The sequence below is a fragment of the Microbacterium sp. NPDC088619 genome (assembly GCF_044752825.1).
GTDB lineage: Bacteria > Actinomycetota > Actinomycetes > Actinomycetales > Microbacteriaceae > Microbacterium.
Genome location: NZ_JBIVLZ010000001.1, coordinates 2,201,424 through 2,217,206 on the forward strand (window position 1 = coordinate 2,201,424; position 15,783 = coordinate 2,217,206).

Annotated in this window: 14 protein-coding genes; 7 read left to right on the forward strand and 7 right to left on the reverse strand. The window is 68.6% G+C overall.

From position 1 onward, the window contains the following. Positions 1 to 26 precede the first annotated feature (26 nt). From ACIP5T_RS10665 to ACIP5T_RS10675, 3 genes are all read left to right on the forward strand, one after another. Positions 27 to 1,244 carry an MFS transporter gene (locus tag ACIP5T_RS10665; protein ID WP_400862956.1) on the forward strand — a complete coding sequence of 406 codons (1,218 nt, stop codon included), beginning with the start codon at positions 27 to 29 and terminating at the stop codon, positions 1,242 to 1,244. A 405-nt stretch (positions 1,245 to 1,649) separates the two neighbouring features. Continuing rightward, entirely contained in the window at positions 1,650 to 2,138 is a 489-nt protein-coding gene (locus ACIP5T_RS10670) for a DUF2975 domain-containing protein (protein WP_400862958.1), read from the forward strand. Then, on the forward strand, positions 2,138 to 2,341 hold the full coding sequence (locus ACIP5T_RS10675) for a helix-turn-helix domain-containing protein (protein ID WP_400862959.1): 204 nt from the start codon (positions 2,138 to 2,140) through the stop codon (positions 2,339 to 2,341). The genes ACIP5T_RS10670 and ACIP5T_RS10675 overlap by 1 nt, the downstream gene beginning before the upstream one ends. A gap of 217 nt (positions 2,342 to 2,558) precedes the next feature. Here the strand turns inward: ACIP5T_RS10675 and panB are convergent, their stop codons facing one another. The 3 genes from panB to ACIP5T_RS10690 are packed head-to-tail and all read right to left on the reverse strand — an operon-like array spanning position 2,559 to position 5,070. Continuing rightward, a complete protein-coding gene (gene panB / locus ACIP5T_RS10680) occupies positions 2,559 to 3,428 on the reverse strand; it encodes a 3-methyl-2-oxobutanoate hydroxymethyltransferase (RefSeq protein ID WP_400862960.1) in 870 nt (289 codons plus the stop codon). Continuing rightward, on the reverse strand, positions 3,425 to 4,294 hold the full coding sequence (gene panC / locus ACIP5T_RS10685; protein ID WP_400862962.1) for a pantoate--beta-alanine ligase: 870 nt from the start codon (positions 4,292 to 4,294) through the stop codon (positions 3,425 to 3,427). Before panC ends, panB begins: the two co-directional genes overlap by 4 nt. Continuing rightward, on the reverse strand, positions 4,291 to 5,070 hold the full coding sequence (locus tag ACIP5T_RS10690; RefSeq protein ID WP_400862963.1) for a Rossmann-like and DUF2520 domain-containing protein: 780 nt from the start codon (positions 5,068 to 5,070) through the stop codon (positions 4,291 to 4,293). Before ACIP5T_RS10690 ends, panC begins: the two co-directional genes overlap by 4 nt. 367 nt (positions 5,071 to 5,437) lie before the next feature. On the opposite strand from ACIP5T_RS10690, the gene ACIP5T_RS10695 reads away from it, so the two are divergent. Next, positions 5,438 to 6,934: a SulP family inorganic anion transporter gene (locus tag ACIP5T_RS10695; protein ID WP_400862965.1), complete on the forward strand. Its 1,497-nt coding sequence runs from the start codon at positions 5,438 to 5,440 to the stop codon at positions 6,932 to 6,934. 62 nt (positions 6,935 to 6,996) lie between these two features. On the opposite strand, the gene ACIP5T_RS10700 is transcribed toward ACIP5T_RS10695, so the two are convergent. From ACIP5T_RS10700 to ACIP5T_RS10715, 4 genes are all read right to left on the reverse strand, one after another. Beyond that, positions 6,997 to 8,319 carry an enolase C-terminal domain-like protein gene (locus tag ACIP5T_RS10700; protein WP_400862966.1) on the reverse strand — a complete coding sequence of 441 codons (1,323 nt, stop codon included), beginning with the start codon at positions 8,317 to 8,319 and terminating at the stop codon, positions 6,997 to 6,999. After that, positions 8,316 to 9,902, reverse strand: a complete 1,587-nt coding sequence (locus ACIP5T_RS10705) for an aldehyde dehydrogenase (NADP(+)) (protein WP_400862967.1) — start codon at positions 9,900 to 9,902, stop codon at positions 8,316 to 8,318. The genes ACIP5T_RS10700 and ACIP5T_RS10705 overlap by 4 nt, the downstream gene beginning before the upstream one ends. A gap of 39 nt (positions 9,903 to 9,941) precedes the next feature. Next, the gene (locus ACIP5T_RS10710) at positions 9,942 to 10,877 is read right to left on the reverse strand and encodes a 5-dehydro-4-deoxyglucarate dehydratase (protein WP_400862968.1); all 936 of its coding nucleotides are present in this window, start codon (positions 10,875 to 10,877) and stop codon (positions 9,942 to 9,944) included. A 116-nt stretch (positions 10,878 to 10,993) separates the two neighbouring features. Beyond that, positions 10,994 to 11,971, reverse strand: a complete 978-nt coding sequence (locus ACIP5T_RS10715; protein WP_400862969.1) for a 2-hydroxyacid dehydrogenase — start codon at positions 11,969 to 11,971, stop codon at positions 10,994 to 10,996. 259 nt (positions 11,972 to 12,230) lie between these two features. Between ACIP5T_RS10715 and ACIP5T_RS10720 the strand changes: the two genes are divergently transcribed. The 3 genes from ACIP5T_RS10720 to ACIP5T_RS10730 are packed head-to-tail and all read left to right on the forward strand — an operon-like array spanning position 12,231 to position 15,779. After that, the gene (locus ACIP5T_RS10720) at positions 12,231 to 13,799 is read left to right on the forward strand and encodes an ABC transporter substrate-binding protein (RefSeq protein WP_400862971.1); all 1,569 of its coding nucleotides are present in this window, start codon (positions 12,231 to 12,233) and stop codon (positions 13,797 to 13,799) included. A gap of 29 nt (positions 13,800 to 13,828) precedes the next feature. After that, on the forward strand, positions 13,829 to 14,818 hold the full coding sequence (locus ACIP5T_RS10725; RefSeq protein WP_400862972.1) for an ABC transporter permease: 990 nt from the start codon (positions 13,829 to 13,831) through the stop codon (positions 14,816 to 14,818). Continuing rightward, complete coding sequence (locus ACIP5T_RS10730) at positions 14,811 to 15,779, forward strand: ABC transporter permease (RefSeq protein WP_400862974.1); 969 nt, start codon at positions 14,811 to 14,813, stop codon at positions 15,777 to 15,779. The genes ACIP5T_RS10725 and ACIP5T_RS10730 overlap by 8 nt, the downstream gene beginning before the upstream one ends. Positions 15,780 to 15,783 lie beyond the last annotated feature (4 nt).

Here is a 15,783-nt window from a genome sequence, read left to right on the forward strand (position 1 = left end):
TCGAGACTGACCGCGCGGGAGCACGCATGACCACCACGGCACCGATCGCAACGACCCCGGCGTCAGCATCCGTCATCCGCCGCCCTCGGTTCGGATTCGCGCTGGCGATCGTCACGCAGATCGCGATGATGACCGGTGCGAGCGCTCCCTCCCCGTTCTACCCGGTGCTCGCCGCAGAGATCGGCTTCGACGCGATCGTCATCAGCGCGGTCTTCGCCGTGTACGCGATCGCCCTGCTGCTGGCGCTGCTCTCGGCCGGCGCGCTCTCCGACCACATCGGACGTCGCCCCGTCGCGATCGGCGGACTGCTGCTCCTCGCCGGAAGCATGCTGCTCTTCTGGCACGCCGATTCGGTCGCGACCCTCATGCTCGCGCGCATCCTGCAGGGCGCCGCGAGCGGCGTGCTCATCGCCGCACTCTCGGCCGCCGCCCTCGACCTCGCCCCCGGCGGACGTTCGAGGGTCGCCGCCCTGTGGAATGCGCTCAGCCCCGGAATCGGCCTCGCGCTCGGAGCACTCATCTCCGGCATCGCGCTGGACGTGACCGACCAACCGCTGCTCGACGTCTTCGCGCCGCTCACGATCATCTACGTCGTGCTCGCCGCACTGTTCTTCCTGGCGCCCGAGACCGCGCCGCTGCATCCCGGAGCATGGGGGTCGCTGAGCTTCCGACTGTCGGTGCCGGCCGGCATCCGCTCGGACTTCTGGCGCGGCGCCCCGGCGATCATCGCCGGATGGGCGACCGGCGGACTCTTCCTCTCACTCGGCGCCAACATCGTGCGCACCGAACTCGGCGGCGACGCCCACGTCTGGCAGGGACTCGCGGTCGCGATGCTCGCGGGCGTCGGCGCGATCACGGCATTCGTGTTCCGCAATCGGAAGCCCCGCACATCGGTGATCTTCGGCACCGCGGCGCTCGCGACCGGAACGGCGCTGTCGCTCTGGGCCCTCTCGTCCGAGTCGCTCCCCTTCTACCTCGCCGCGACCGCGGTGACCGGCATGGGCTTCGGCACCGCCTTCTCGGGAGTCGTCGCCTCACTCGCACCGCGCATTCCTGCGGCCGACCGCGCCGACACCTTCGCCGTGATCTACCTGCTCGCCTACCTCGCGTTCGGGGTGCCTGCCGTCATCGCCGGGACACTGGTCGGAGCGTTCGGGCTCGGAGTCGTGTGCGTCGGATACGGGGTCGTGGTCATCGCGCTCGCACTGGTCGCACTGTTGCTGCGGGTGCGGCGGGCGGAGTAAGGCTCGGGCACGGGTCCTCCCCCTTCGGGCGGAGAACTCCCTCTCGGGAGGAGATTTCCCCCGAATCCCTCCTCCCGATGGGGAGATCTCCTCCCGAGGCGGCGACCCGAGCACGCCGCGCACGACCCTCACCCTCTGGGGCGGAGAACTCCCTGTGGGGAGGAGATTTCCCGCGAATCCCTCCTCCCGAAGGGGAGATCTCCTCCCCAGGCGGCGACCCGAGCAGGGCGCACACGACCCTCACCCTCTGGGGCGGAGAACTCCTCCTCGGGAGGAGATTTCCCGCGGACACCTCCTCCCAAAGGGGAGATCTCCTCCCGAGGCGGCGACCCACGACATCCGGCGTCTTCCCCTATCGAACGATTAACGATAGATTTCTGTTGTTACTCGACGAGAGGCGGAGTCATGGGCAAGTCGACGATCATCGTGTTGCGGGTCGTGATCGTGCTGGCGCTGATCGGATCCGTGGCGGTGCAGGCGCTCATCGTGCCACTGCTGTGGATCGACCTCGGCGCCGAGGAGCTGTGGGGCCGGATCGCCCTCGTATCGATCGTGGTCCTCGGCGTCGGAACCCTGCAGGTCTTCGGCATCTGCGTGTGGATGCTGCTGACGAAAGTGCGGCGCGGATCGATCTTCTCCCCATCGTCCTTCCGCTATATCGACGTCATCATCGGGGCGATCCTCGTGGCCGCCGCACTCGCCTGGATCCTTGCGGCGATACTCGCACCGGGCTCGGCCGCTCCCGGCCTCGTCGCGCTCATCGGCGGGGCAGGCGTCGTGCTCGGAGGCATCGCCCTGCTGGTCGTCGTCATGAAGGCGCTGCTTCGGCAGGCCATCGAGCGCGACACCGAAGCACAGTCGCTGCGCTCGGAGCTCGACAACGAGGTGATCTGATGCCCGTCGTCGTCGACATCGACATCATGATGGCGCGGCGCAAGATGGGAGTCGGCGAGCTGGCCGAGCGCATCGGCATCACTCCCACGAACCTCGCCGTGCTGAAGAACGGTCGCGCGAAGGCCGTGCGTTTCTCGACCCTGGACGCGCTGTGCGAAGTGCTCGAGTGCCAGCCGGGCGACATCCTGCGCTGGGAGGCGTGAGGGGTCGGGCCGCATCCCGACCTCGCACCCGCAGCGCACGAGATCTGCGCTTCCGAAGGCCAGTTTCCGGGAAAATCTCCTTCGGAAGCGCGAATCTCCTCCGCTAGCGCACGAAATGAGCGGATGCAGGGTGCGGATGCAGGATGCAGGATGCGGATGCAGGATGCAGGATGCGGATGCGGATGCGGATGCGCATGCCGGATGCGGATGCGGCGCGCTACCGCCCGGCGAGCAGCTCCTGCAGCCGGGCGGCCTCGCCCTCAGCCATCCCGTATCCGTGCTCGGGCCCGGGATACACACCTTGCCGCACCTCCCTCGCATACGCCGCCACCCCGGCGATCGAGACGCCCCGCACATCCGCATAGCGTTTGACGAACTTCGCCACCCCGCCCGCATAGATGCCGAGCAGGTCGTGGAAGACGAGCACCTGGCCGTCGGCATCCGCTCCCGCCCCGATGCCGATCAGCGGAATACGCAGCAGGGGCGCGAGCGCCGCGGTGACCTCCGACGGCACCGCTTCGATGACCAACACCGAGACTCCGGCATCCTGCAGGGCCAGGGCATCCTCGATCACCGTGAGCGCGGCATCGGCGGTGCGTCCTTGCGCGCGGTATCCGCCCAGCGACGTCGCGGTCTGCGGGGTCAGCCCGACGTGTCCGACCACAGGGATGCCGGCATTCACGAGCGCGCGGGCCCGTTCGACCGTGGCGCCGCCGCGTTCGATCTTGACCAGGTCGACTCCCGCCTCTTTCACGAAACGCTGCGCGGTCGCGACGGCGATCTCGTCCGATGCCTCATACGACCCGAAGGGCAGATCGCCCACGAGCAACGGCTTCTCTAGTCCGCGCCGCACCGCCTTCGTGAGCATCAGCATCTCGTCGACCGTGACGGGCACGGTGCTGTCGTAGCCGAGCACGGTCATCGCGGCCGAGTCGCCGACGAGCACCATGTCGACGCCGGCCTCTTCGACGATCTGCGCACTGGGGAAGTCGTAGGCCGTGACCATGACGATCGGCTCGCCGGAATCCTTCTTCGCGGACAGGCCGCCCAGAGTCAGGCGCTTGGTCGGGGCGGCATGGGTGCTCACGGGGTGGCCTCGGAGGTGTCGGTGGTGGTCAGCAGATGGTTGTCGATCAGTCGCGCGGCGCCGACGCGGGCGGCCACGAGCAGCAGCGCATCCCGCTCGACACGGGTCACCGGCTGCAGGGTCTCGGCATCCCGGAGTTCCAGGTATTCGGCGGCGATCCCCGCTTCCACGAGGACAGACTGCGCGGCGGAACGGATGCTGTCGCCGTCGCGCTCCCCCGATCGGTGCACCGCATCCGCGGCGTCGAGAGCCCGGTTGAGCGCCGTCGCCTGGGCGCGAGCATCCGCATCGAGGTAGACGTTGCGCGAGCTCATGGCGAGTCCGTCGGGTTCGCGGACGATGGGGCAGGCCACGATGCGCACGTCGAGGTCGAGATCGCGCACGACCCGACGGACGACGAGCACCTGCTGCGCATCCTTCTGTCCGAAGTAGGCGACGTCGGGCTGCACGACGCCGAAGAGCTTGGTGACGACGGTGGCGACGCCGTCGAAGTGGTGGGGTCCGCGGCTCGCGCCGTCGAGCACCTCGGTGATGCCCGCGACGTGGATGTTCGTGGCGAAGCCGTCGGGGTAGATCTCTGCCGGCTCGGGGGCGAAGAGGATGTCGACGCCCTGGGCCTCTGCGAGCGCGGCGTCGCGGGCCTCGTCGCGCGGGTAGGTGCTGAGGTCCTCGTTCGCGGCGAACTGGGTCGGGTTGACGAAGAGGGAGACGACGACGAGACCGTTCTGCTCGCGTGCCGCGCGCATGAGCGAGAGGTGACCCTCGTGGAAGGCGCCCATGGTGGGGACGAGTCCGACAGTCCGGCCCTCGGCACGGGCTTCACGGACCGCGGCTCGCACCTCGGCGATCGTGCGCAGGATTCTCATGACCGGGGCTCCTCGGTGGTGGCCGCGTGATCGGCGGCCGTATCGGCAGTGGCCGTTCGTGGCGCGCGCCCGGCGACCGCACGGGTGGCGGTGGCCAGCGCGTCGAAGAGGTCTCGGTAGTCGGCGGATGCTGCGCGCTGCCGCGCCACGGTGGCCTCGTCGCCGCGGGCGATGGGGCCGGTGAGAGCGGATGCCGCGCCGGATGCCGCCCAGTTGTCGACCGTCTGACGCACGAGCGGTGCGAGGTGAGAGCGATCGACTCCGGCGTCCTTCGCGAGGTGTTCAGCCGCATCGAGCACGGTGAGTACGAAGTTCGAGGCGAAGGATGCCGCGGCGTGATACTCCGCGCGGTGGGCGTCGTCGACGTGGAACGGGTTCGCGCCCAGCGCCCGCGCGAGATGCTCAGCCACCTCGAGCGCCGCGGCCGTGCGGCCATCGACGGCGATGCCGATGCCGTCGAAGACCTCGGACGACTCGGTGCCGGTGAAGGTCTGCAGCGGGTGGAGGCTGAAGTCGACGTCGGTGAGCGGCGTCGCACCCGAGACATGCGCGACGAACCGCACATGGGGGCGAACGGCGAAGGCCACAGCGGGGATGGCCGAGTCGGGAACGCAGAGCAGTGCGATGTCGGCATCCGGAACTCGATCTTCGCGGCGAAGAGGCCCGACGACGACGAAACCCGCCGCGCGAAGGGCCCGTGCGAGTACGCCGCCGAGACGGCCGGCACCGACGATGGCGATGGTCGTTTCAGGAGCGAGAGCAGGAGTGCTGTGCATGTCGATTCCCCGGCCGAGACGGTAGGCGCGGATGGGACGAGTATCCGCCCGAGACGGGGTGCGCGCAAAATCTGGGAGCAGAGTGCACATGTGTAGGAGGTTTGCACTGCAAGTAAAGTGCAATAAGCGAGATTCATGTTGGGCACACTGATCTGCAAACCTCGCTGCTCGCACCAACGCACGCCGCGCGACTTCGCGCTGTGATCTCTTCACTCCTGGGAATAACGTTCAAACAATCTCGCGAATTTTTTACACGTCTTCCGCTCGTGCCAACCAGCTTGACACGTACTCGATGGGACATCCCCAGCATCCGCCGTACCCTTAACTGTTCTGCCCCATCCCCGGGCACCTTCTCTGGAGCATCCCCATGTCTGCACTCGCGGTCGACGATCGTGCCCGCTATCGGGCGAACCCCACGGTGCTTCAGGCACTGAAGAGCCCGCGGATGCTGACACGCGAGGTGCTCGCGGGGCTCGTCGTGGGGCTGGCGCTGATTCCCGAGGCGATCGCCTTCTCGGTGATCGCGGGCGTCGACCCGAAGGTGGGGCTGTTCTCGTCGTTCATCATGGCGGTGTCGATCGCGTTCCTCGGTGGGCGTCCGGCGATGGTGACCGCGGCGACCGGAGCCGTCGCACTCGTGATCGCACCGGTCGCGCCGACGTATGGGATGGACTACTTCATCGCGACAGTGATCCTGGCGGGTGTCTTCCAGGTGATCCTCGGAGTGCTGGGCGTCGCGAAGCTGATGCGGTTCATCCCCCGCAGCGTCATGGTCGGGTTCGTGAACGCGCTGGCGATCTTCGTGTTCAGCTCGCAGTTCCCGCAGCTGATCGATGCGCCGTGGATGGTGTATCCGCTGGTCGCGCTGGGAATCGTCGTGATGATCGCGATGCCGAAGATCACCAAGGTCGTGCCGGCGCCGCTCGTGTCGGTGGTCATCGTGACGGCTGTGGTGCTGACCTTCGCGATCGCGGTGCCGACGGTCGGCGATCAGGGCGAGCTGCCGAAGAGCCTGCCGGAGCTGTTCATCCCGAACGTGCCGTTCACGTGGGAGACGTTCACGATCATCGCGCCGTTCGCGCTCGGGGTCGCGCTGGTCGGACTCATGGAGTCGCTGCTCACCGCGAAGCTCGTCGACGAGATCACCGACACCCACTCGAACAAGACGCGCGAGTCGTGGGCTCAGGGCGTGGCGAACATGCTCTCCGGAATCTTCGGCGGCATGGGCGGATGCGCGGTGATCGGCCAGACGATGATCGGCGTCAAGGCCTCGGGCGCCCGCACGCGCATCTCGACCTTCTGCGCCGGCATCTTCCTCTTCCTGCTCGTCGTCGTCTTCGGCGACTTCGTCAGCACGATCCCCATGGCCGCCCTCGTCGCCGTGATGATCATGGTCGCCATCGGAGCCTTCGACTGGCACAGCGTCAAGCCGTCGACCCTGAAGCGGATGCCGAAGAGCGAGACCTTCGTGATGGTCGCGACCGTGGTGCTCGTGCTCCTCACACACAACCTCGCGGTCGGCGTCGTCGGCGGCGTGCTGGTCGCGTCGGTGCTGTTCGTGCGCCGCGTCGCGCATTTCGTGTCGGTCGACCGCTCGGTCTCGGGCGACGTCGCCCGCTACGTCGTGAACGGCGAGCTGTTCTTCGCCTCGAGCAACGATCTGACCACCCTGTTCGAGTACCCCGATGACCCCGAGCACGTGGTCATCGACCTGTCGGGCTCGCACATCTGGGATGCGTCGACGGTCGCCGCTCTGGATGCGATCGAGACCAAGTACGCAGCTCTCGGCAAGACGGTCGAGATCGTCGGGATGAACGAGAGCAGCCAGCGGATGCGGGGGCGGTTGACGGGCGGGTTCGAGTAGAGCCGATCTCCTCGGGGGAATCGGCCGCCACGGTCAGGAGCTGACTGCAGCGCCCGGCCGCGTCACCGCACCAGCGACGGCCGCTTGCTGTCGAACTGCCAGTCCGGCACGAGGTACTGCATCCCGATGGCGTCATCCCTGGCGCCGAGCCCGTGCTCGACGTAGAGCTCATGCGCCTCGGCGAGCCGCGCGCGGTCGAGCGTCACCCCGAGCCCCGGGCGGTCGGGCACCCGCACCGCACCGTCGCGGATCTGTGGCGCATCGACGGTCAGCTGCTGACCGTCCTGCCAGATCCAGTGCGTGTCGAGCGCCGTGATCTCGCCGGGCGCCGCTGCTCCGACCTGCGTGAACATCGCCAGGGAGATGTCGAAGTGGTTGTTGGAGTGCGACCCCCAGGTCAGGTCGAAGTCGTTGCACAGCTGCGCGACCCTCACCGAACCGGCCATGGTCCAGAAGTGCGGGTCCGCGAGCGGGATGTCGACGGCATCCGAGCGGATCGCGTGGGCCATCTCGCGCCAGTCGGTCGCGATCATGTTCGTCGCCGTGCGCAGCCCGGTGCGCCGCCGGAACTCCGCCATCACCTCCCGACCCGAGAACCGGCCTTCGGCACCGCACGGGTCTTCGGCGTACGCCAGCACATCGCGCAGACGCCGGCCGATGCGCACCGCATCGTCGAGGAGCCACGCGCCGTTGGGGTCGAGGGTGATGCGCGCCTCGGGAAAACGCTGCGCGAGCGCGGTGACGACATCGGCCTCGACCTCGCCGTCGAGAACACCGCCTTTGAGCTTGAAGTCGGAGAAGCCGTATCGAGCCTGCGCGGCTTCGGCCAGGCGCACGACGCCCTCCGCCGTCATCGCCTCCTCGCGACGCACGCTCTCCCAGTCGTCGCCGCTCTCGCGTCGGTAGGGAAGGTCCGTGCGGTCGGGGTCGCCGATGAAGAACAGATACCCCAGCATCGGCACGCTCTCGCGCTGCTGACCGTCGCCGAGCAGCTCCGCGACCGGCACACCCAGGTGCTGCGCGTGCAGATCGAGGAGCGCGGATTCGACGCCCGTGACGGCGTGCACGGTGGTGCGCAGATCGAACGTCTGCAGCCCGCGGCCACCGGCATCGCGATCGGCGAAGCGCGTCGCGATCTCTCGGAGCAGCGAACGGTATCGGCCGACCGGCCGGCCCACGAGCAGCTCGCCGGCTTCTGCGATCGTGCGGCGGATCGACTCTCCGCCGGGGACCTCGCCCAGGCCCTCGCGTCCGTCCGAGTCGGTCGCGATGACGATGTTGCGCGTGAAGAACGGCCCGTGCGCTCCCGAGAGGTTCAGCAGCATCGAGTCGTGGCCGGCGACCGGCACGACCTCGATCTTCTCGATGGTGGGCACGGCGGTCATGCCGACGCCTCGCGCCGCCCGTCGATGAGACGAGGCAGATGCCAGGGGTTGGCCTCGCGCAGCGCCTCCGGAAGCAGCTCATCGGGGATGTTCTGATACGCCACCGGGCGCAGGAACCGCTCGATCGCGAGCGTTCCGACGCTCGTCGTGCGCGAGTCGCTCGTTGCCGGGAACGGCCCCCCGTGCACCATCGCGTGCCCGACCTCGACCCCGGTGGGCCAGCTCCCCGCGAGGATGCGCCCGACCTTGCGCTCGAGCACTGGCAGCAAGGCGGCCGCGAGCTCATGATCGTCCGCGCTCAGCTGCAGCGTGGCGGTCAGCTGACCCTCCAGTTGCGACGCCGCCTGAATCAGCTCCGACACATCTCCGTAGCGCACCACCAGCGACGCCGCGCCGAAGATCTCCTCGTGCAGCACGTGGTTCTCCTCGAACGTCGGCAGGTCGGCGGCGTGGATCACCGGCGCCGGCGCGTGCGGACCCTCGCCGTCCGTTCCCCGCGCGAGCACCTCCGCGTTGTCGTCCCTCGTCGCGACGCCCTCGCGCCACGCGGCGGCGATGCTCGGCGAGAGCATGGTCTGCCCTGTCGCCGAGCGAAGCGAGTCCGAGACGGCCCGCAGGAATGCCTCGCCCTGCTCTCCGCGCGGAACGAACACGACACCGGGCTGCGTGCACAGCTGCCCACTGGAGCCCGTGGCGCTCTGCACGTATCCCGCGGCGAGCGCCTCCACGTCGCCGTTCAGGGCACCCGGCAGGATGAACACCGGGTTCACCGAACTCATCTCGGCGTACACGGGAATCGGCACCGGCCGTGCCTGTGCCGTGCGCACGAGCGCGAGGCCGCCTTCGCGCGATCCGGTGAATCCGACCGCGTGGATGTTCGGGTCGGCGACGAGCGCCTGGCCGACACTGCGTCCGGGCCCGAAGATGTGCGAGAACACACCCGGGTGCAGACCGTGCGCGGCGATGGCACGTGCGATCGCCGACGCGACGAGCTCGCTCGTGCCGGGGTGCGAGCTGTGCGCCTTGAACACGACCGGGCAGCCTGCTGCCAGGGCGGATGCGGTGTCTCCCCCGGCGGTCGAGAACGCGAGCGGGAAGTTCGACGCTCCGAAGACGCCCACCGGCCCGAGGGGGATCTTGCGCTGGCGGATGTCTAGGCGGGGCATCGGCGTGCGGTCGGGCAGTGCCGGATCGATCCGCACACCGCGGTGCTCACCGGCGCGGACGACCTCGGCGAACAGTCGCAGCTGCCCGGTCGTTCGAGCCCGCTCCCCGACGATACGCGCCTGCGGCAGTCCGGTCTCCTGCATCGCCCGCTCGATCAGCGTGTCGCCGATCGCCTCGATCTCGTCTGCGATCGACTCGAGGAACGCCGCGTGTGCCTCGGGCTCGAGGCGCGAGAACGAGGTGAAGGCCTCCGCCGCTGCTGCCGTCGCTTCACGGAGCTGCTCGACGTCGATCTGCGAGTAGGGCGGGTCGAGCTGCTCGCCGGTGGTGGGCGCGATGGCGTGCAGCGCTGTGCCGGTGCCGGGCACGGAACGCCCGGCGATCGAAGAATGCCCGGTGAGGACGGCGGCGGTCATGTCACACTCCTTGGGTCGAAGACGGGGTACGGCGGGGGATCAGGCGGGAACGGGCGCGAGCAGTCCGGCCCGCTCGAGGAGCTGAGCCAGGTCGGCGTCATCGCGCGCCGACAGGTCGTGCAGCGGCGGGCGGACGGGCCCGACGCCGTGCCCGGTCAGACGGAGCCCCGCCTTGACGATCGAGACGCCGAACCCGCGTCCGCGGTTTCGGATCTCGATGTAGGGCAGCACGAACCTTCCCAGCTTCTCGGTCACTGCGGCGCGGTCCTGAGCGCGCACATCCCGGTAGAACTCGAGGGCGAACTCGGGGACGAAGTTGAACATCGCCGACGAGTAGGTGCTCATGCCCATCTGCAGCAGCGGCAGCGCGTAGGTCTCGGCGGTGGGCAGTCCGCCCAGGTAGAACAGCCGCTCGCCGTTGCGCACGTAGACCGACGCGAGGTGCTCGATGTCACCCGTCGCGTCCTTGAATCCGACGACGTTCTCGTGCCGTTCGGCGAGGATCGCCATCGTCTCGGCCGAGTAGATCGCGTTGCCGCGGTTGTAGACGATGATCGCGAGCTTCGTCGCCGCGGCGATCGCCGAGACGTGCTCGACGAGGCCGGGCTGGTCGCACTCGGTGAGGTAAGGGGGAAGCACGAGGATGCCCTCCGCGCCGGCTTCCTCGGCCGCGCGGGCGTTCGCGATCGCGTGCCGGGTCCAGCCGCCGGCCGATGCGAGCACCGGCACCTCGGGGCGCGACGACTGCACGGCCGCACGGACGACCGCGGCGGACTCGGCGGCATCCAGGCTGAAGCCCTCGCCGGTGCCGCCCGCGGCGAACAGACCGGCGACGTCGAATCCCGCCTGCCACTCGACGTGCTCGCGGTAGCGCTTCTCGTCGAACTCGAGCTCGGGCGTGAACGCCGTCGCCGGGAAGGAGAGGAGACCTTCGCGAAGGTGGTCGGCCAGCTCGGTGGGCGTGAATCGTGCCACGGTGCACTCCTGGGGTGTCGCGCCGGTGTCCGGCTCGGATCTGAACACTCGTCACGCTATGCGTGAAACGATGCGCCTACAAACCAAATGGTGGATGGATCAATGCTCTAACTGCATCAGAGCGCGGACATCTCCGGCACCGGTGTCGGCAGCGGCTGACCGGAAAGGTGAGCCCGGAGGTTCGCCAGCGTGAGGTCTCGCATGTCTCGCCGGGTCTCGTGAGTGCCACTGCCGACGTGGGGCAGCAGCGTGACGTCGTCGCGGATCAGCCGCTCCGGCACGTGCGGCTCGTCGGCGAACACGTCGAGCCCGGCGCCCGCGATCTCGTCACCCTCCAGAGCGGCGATCAGCGCCTCCTCGTCGACGACCGATCCCCGCGCGATGTTCACCAGGAAACCGTCCGGCCCGAGGGCGCGGATCACCTCGGCGTCGACCAGACCCTCGGTCGCGGCTCCTCCGGGAACCGCGATGACGAGCACATCCGATCGGCGTGCGAGTTCGACGGCGGATGCCACGTGCTCCCACGGCACCCCGTCGACCGGGCGACGGGTCGTGTAGAGGATCGTCGTGTCGAAGGCTGCGGCGCGACGGGCGATCGCCTGCCCGATGCGGCCGAGGCCGAGCACGCCGACCGTGCTGCGCGAGAATCTCCGCGTCAGAGGGAACCCGCCGGACTCCCAGCTGCCGTCGCGCAGGAACCTCTCGGATGCCCCGAAGCGGCGGAACACGTCGAGCATGAGCGCGAGGGCCGTGTCGGCGACGCAGTCGGTGAGCACGTCGGGTGTGTGTGTCACCTGGATGCCTCGGGCGACCGCCTGAGCGACGTCGGTGGTGTCGTATCCGACTCCGAAGTTCGTCACGATCTCGAGGTTCGGGAGCGCGGCCATCAGAGCGGACGGAACCCCGTTGCGACCGCTCGTGACGACGGCGCGCACCTTCGCCGCGTCGGCCGGATCGAGGGTCGCGACGTCGTCGGGGAGGCGCACCACGGAGTACTCGTCCTGCAGCGTCTTCTCGAGCGAACCGAGCAGCGGACCCGCCTGAGCGACGGAGCCGGGGGCGAGCGGAGAGGTGGTGTCAGCGAAGTTCGTCATGGCGCGAGACTATGACCCGCCAACGATGCAGTTCCATAAGCGAAGTTGCATGGATTGATGCGCCTGCGGCATTCATGGGGGGAGAACGGCGGAATCTCGCGGATCGCGACGATGTCGACGGATGCCGCGGGGCGCCGAGGCCCGGCATGGGTCGCCGATGCATCCCGCGCATCGGTTGACGCTCGGGAAGCGGTCTGCGACATTCGCAACGGGCCGACAGCCAATCTGGGCCGAGGCCGTCCCCTACCTGGAGGAACCGATGAAGCTTTCTTCCCCCCGACGCAGAGGCACCCGGGCAGCCGCGGTCACTGCCGGAATCGCATCGATCGCACTGCTCGCTTCGTGCTCCGTCGCCAACTCGGAGTCGGATGGCGGCGGCGAGGGTGGCACGGATGACACCCTCCGCGTCGTCCTCACGCAGGAGCCGCCCACGCTCGAGGCATGCGACGCGAACCTCACCTCCACCGGTGTGGTCGTGCGCAGCACGGTCACCGAACCGCTCGTCGAGCGCAACCCCTCGACGGGTGAGCTCGAGCCGCTGCTCGCCACCGAGTGGGAGCAGACCGGCGACACCGAGTGGACGTTCACCGTCCGCGACGACGTCACCTTCCAGGACGGCACCCCCTTCGACGCGGAAGCGGCGGCCTACTCCATCGATCGCGCCGTGAACGGCGACCTCGGCTGCAACGTCGAGGGCTACATCTTCGGCGACGACGACCTCGAGGTGAAGGCCACCGACGCCACGACGCTCACCGTGACCACCCCGAGCCCTGACCCGATCCTCCCGCTGAAGCTCTCGTTCATCGAGATCGTCTCGCCCGAGACCTCCAACACCGAGTTCGTGCGCGAGCCGGTCGGCACCGGCCCCTACGCGATCGGCGACTGGCAGGCCGGCACGAAGCTGACGCTCGAGCGCAACGACGACTACTGGGGCGACGCTCCGCAGTTCGCCGATGTCGAGTACCAGTGGCGGTCCGAGGGCACCGTCCGCGCGGCGATGATCACCAGCGGCGAAGCCGACATCGCCCTGGGCCTCAGTGCCGAGGACGGCATCGGCGACTTCGGTGTGAGCTACCCGAACAACGAGACGATCGCCCTGCGATTCTCGGGTCAGACCGCGCCGCTCGACGACATCCGCATCCGCCAGGCGATCAACTACGCGATCGACCGCGAGGGCATCGTCTCGTCGCTCTACCCCGACGGCGACAAGGTCGCTGCGCAGCTGATCCCCGAGGGCATCGTCGGATTCAACTCCGACCTCGAGCCGTGGGAGTACGACCCCGAGAAGGCGACCGCGCTCGTCGAGGAGGCCGCTGCCGACGGGGTTCCGGTGGACACGAAGATCCTCATGCCGGTGCGCACCGCCCAGTTCCCCAAGGTCAGCGAGCTCGGCGAGGTCCTGCGCGAGCAGCTCGCCGCCGTCGGCCTGAATGTCGAGCTGCGCATGGTCGACACCACCCAGCACCTGCAGTACCAGCTGAGCCCGTTCGTCACGAATGAGGGTCCGATCTCGATGCTCATCCAGCACGGCAACCAGGCAGGTGATGCGCAGTTCACGGTCGAGCAGTACATGCTCACGGGCGGTGCGCAGGCCGAGTTCGGCGACCCGGGTCTGGACGATCTCATCACCAACGCACGCACCCTCACCGGCGACGAGCGCCAGGCGGCATACGAGGACGTGTTCGCCTACGAGCGCGAGAACGTGGTCGCGCTCGCCCCGATCGCCCACCAGACGGTGATGCTCGGCCTCGCAGACCGGGTGACGTACGAGCCCAACTCGTCGACCGGCGACGAGCTGCGCATCAAGGAGGTCTCGCTCGCGGGCTGACCGCGAGCGAGAGTGAGAGGCGGGCGACCATGTGGACCTACCTGAGAAGACGTATCCTGCAGAGCGCACTGCCGCTGATCGCAGTCGTATTGGGTGTCTTCGTGCTCGCCCGTCTCACCGGCGATCCGTCCCAGCTCTATCTGCCGTTGAACGCGACAGATCAGATGCGCGAGGACTTCGCCGCCCGCAACGGCTTCGACCAGCCGTTGTGGCAGCAGATGGGCGATTACTTCCTCGGCGTCCTGCAGCTCGACTTCGGTCAGTCGCTGCGCACCGGGGAACCGGCGGCGGAGATGGCGCTGCGTGCCTTCCCCGCCACCCTCCAGCTCGCCGCGGTCACGATGGTCCTCGCGATCGTCATCGCCGTGGTGCTCGGCAGCTGGGCGTCGCTGAAGCCGAACGGCATCGCCGACCGCATCGTGAGCTTCTTCTCGATGACGGCGGCGAGCGTGCCTGACTTCTGGGTGGCGATCCTCGGCATCTGGATCTTCGCGATCACCCTGGGCTGGCTGCCGACCTCCGGCACCTCCGGCGCTCTCGTCTGGATCCTGCCGGTCGCGACGCTCATGCTGCGACCGGTCGGCGTGCTCGCCCAGGTGATCCGCGGGTCGATGGTGACGGTGTTGGGCCAGCCCTACATCCAGGTCGCCCGCAGCCGCGGCGCCGGCCAGATGCACATCGTCTCGAAGCACGCGCTGCGCAACGCCGCAGCGCCCGCCCTCACCGTGGCCGGTGACCTGACCGTCGGCCTCATCAACGGCGCCGTGGTCGTCGAGTCGATCTTCGGCTGGCCCGGCATCGGCAAGCTCATGATCGACTCGATCCTGCAACGCGACTTCGCGGTGCTGCAGGCCGCGGTGCTGATCACCGCCCTGGCGATCTTCGCCCTGAACATCATCATCGACCTCGGTTACGCACTGCTCGACCCCCGCGTGCGACCGACCGCCGGGTCCCGCGCCCGTCGTCGCGGCCCCGGGGCGCTCTCCGACACGAAGGCAGAGGTGCTGACGAATGTCTGACAACAACGCATCGACAGTCACCGTCCTCACTCAGAAGGCGCGCGGAGCACGCTCGTCGGGCCGCGCCAATCTCTGGCAGCTGCTGCTGAAGGACAAGGTGGCCACCGCAGCGGCATTCGTGCTGTCGTTCATCGTGCTCACCGCGATCATCGGCCCGCCGCTGTTCGGCGAGATCGCGCAGCGGCAGGACCTCGGGGCACGCAACATGCCGCCCTTCAGCTTCCAGCTCGGGTGGGAGTACGTCCTCGGCAGCGACTCGCTGGGTCGCAGCCTGCTCGCTCGCATCATCACCGCGGCAGGCACGACCCTGGGCGTCGCCGCCGCGGCCGTGGTCGTCTCTGCGATCGTCGGCTCGATCTGGGGCATGTGGGCGGGGTTCCACCGCGGATGGCGCGAGTCGGTGTCGATGCGCATCGCCGATGTCATCATGAGCTTCCCCTCGCTGCTGCTCGCCGTCGTGATCCTCTACGTGTTCAACCCGAGCGCCGCGAACATCGTCCTCGTGCTCGCGATCACACGCATCCCCCTCTACCTGCGCACCGCGCGAGCGGATGCCGCCGAGCTGCGTTCGCGGATGTTCGTCGACGCCGCGACCAACTTCGGAGCCACCAACCGCGCCATCGTCTTCCGGCACATCGTCCCGAACGTCCTGCCGACGCTGGTCACTCTGGCGACGCTGGAGTTCTGCTACGTGATGCTGGCCGAGTCGTCGCTGAGCTTCCTCGGCATCGGCATCCAGCCGCCCGACGTCAGCTGGGGCCTCATGGTCTCGCAGGGACGTCAGTACCTCGCCGAAGCATGGTGGCAGTCGGTGCTCCCGGGTCTGGCGATCGTGATCACCACGGTCTGCGCGAACGTGCTGGCCGCGTGGCTGCGCCTCGCCACCGACCCTGGACAGCGCTGGCGTCTGCAGAGCAAGAAGCGTCGTCGTGTGATCGGCTCGATCGCCCCGCGCCGCTGAGCCT

What these genes read in the sequence shown, in the direction of transcription:
- ACIP5T_RS10665 (WP_400862956.1), top strand. Translation starts at nt 27, where the DNA reads ATGACCACCACGGCACCGATCGCAACGACCCCGGCGTCAGCATCCGTC.
- ACIP5T_RS10670 (WP_400862958.1), top strand. Translation starts at nt 1,650, where the DNA reads ATGGGCAAGTCGACGATCATCGTGTTGCGGGTCGTGATCGTGCTGGCG.
- ACIP5T_RS10675 (WP_400862959.1), top strand. Translation starts at nt 2,138, where the DNA reads ATGCCCGTCGTCGTCGACATCGACATCATGATGGCGCGGCGCAAGATG.
- panC (WP_400862962.1), bottom strand. Translation starts at nt 4,294, where the DNA reads ATGAGAATCCTGCGCACGATCGCCGAGGTGCGAGCCGCGGTCCGTGAA.
- ACIP5T_RS10690 (WP_400862963.1), bottom strand. Translation starts at nt 5,070, where the DNA reads ATGCACAGCACTCCTGCTCTCGCTCCTGAAACGACCATCGCCATCGTC.
- ACIP5T_RS10695 (WP_400862965.1), top strand. Translation starts at nt 5,438, where the DNA reads ATGTCTGCACTCGCGGTCGACGATCGTGCCCGCTATCGGGCGAACCCC.
- ACIP5T_RS10700 (WP_400862966.1), bottom strand. Translation starts at nt 8,319, where the DNA reads ATGACCGCCGTGCCCACCATCGAGAAGATCGAGGTCGTGCCGGTCGCC.
- ACIP5T_RS10705 (WP_400862967.1), bottom strand. Translation starts at nt 9,902, where the DNA reads ATGACCGCCGCCGTCCTCACCGGGCATTCTTCGATCGCCGGGCGTTCC.
- ACIP5T_RS10715 (WP_400862969.1), bottom strand. Translation starts at nt 11,971, where the DNA reads ATGACGAACTTCGCTGACACCACCTCTCCGCTCGCCCCCGGCTCCGTC.
- ACIP5T_RS10720 (WP_400862971.1), top strand. Translation starts at nt 12,231, where the DNA reads ATGAAGCTTTCTTCCCCCCGACGCAGAGGCACCCGGGCAGCCGCGGTC.
- ACIP5T_RS10725 (WP_400862972.1), top strand. Translation starts at nt 13,829, where the DNA reads ATGTGGACCTACCTGAGAAGACGTATCCTGCAGAGCGCACTGCCGCTG.
- ACIP5T_RS10730 (WP_400862974.1), top strand. Translation starts at nt 14,811, where the DNA reads ATGTCTGACAACAACGCATCGACAGTCACCGTCCTCACTCAGAAGGCG.